Here is a 570-nt window from a genome sequence, read left to right as displayed (position 1 = left end):
CGCTGTCGGGTGAGCAGAAGGACAACGCCAAGGCCATCATCGAGGCCACCAAGAAGGCGGGCATGGACGAGCGGGCCGCCGTGGTCGCGATCGCCACCAGCCTGCAGGAGTCGAAGCTGGAGAACCTGGGTCACCTGGGTGACCGCAACGACCACGACTCGCAGGGCCTGTTCCAGCAGCGCCCGTCCTCGGGTTGGGGCACGGTCGAGCAGATCACCGACCCGGCCTACTCGACGACAGCGTTCCTGAAGGGTCTGAAGCAGGTCGACGGCTGGCAGGACATGCCGCTGACCAAGGCCGCCCAGACGGTGCAGGTGTCGGCGTACCCGGACCACTACGCCCAGTGGGAGAAGCAGGCCGCTGACCTGGTCGCCGAGCTCTGGAACAAGTGACACGCACAGAACACGCCGAGGGCCCCTTCCCGAACGGGGAAGGGGCCCTCAGCCGTGTCCGCACCACCACCGCCCGGCCTGCGGCCTGCCTTAGCCGACAGGCGAGGGTGTGGCGGTGAGCAGCTGCTCGTGCTGACCGGTGACGGCCGAGGCCGGGCGGTGGTGGTGCGGACACGGC

General features: G+C 69.1%; 1 protein-coding gene. It reads left to right on the top strand.

The features are described 5' to 3' along the window. On the top strand, positions 1-392 hold a 392-nt coding region (locus E1258_RS32945), incomplete at its 5' end, for a hypothetical protein (RefSeq protein ID WP_132407900.1). Positions 393-570 lie beyond the last annotated feature (178 nt).

The organism is Micromonospora sp. KC207 (genome assembly GCF_004348615.1).
Lineage (GTDB): Bacteria > Actinomycetota > Actinomycetes > Mycobacteriales > Micromonosporaceae > Micromonospora.
Note: the sequence above shows the minus strand (reverse complement) of the source record. Positions and strands in the feature narration are given on the sequence as shown.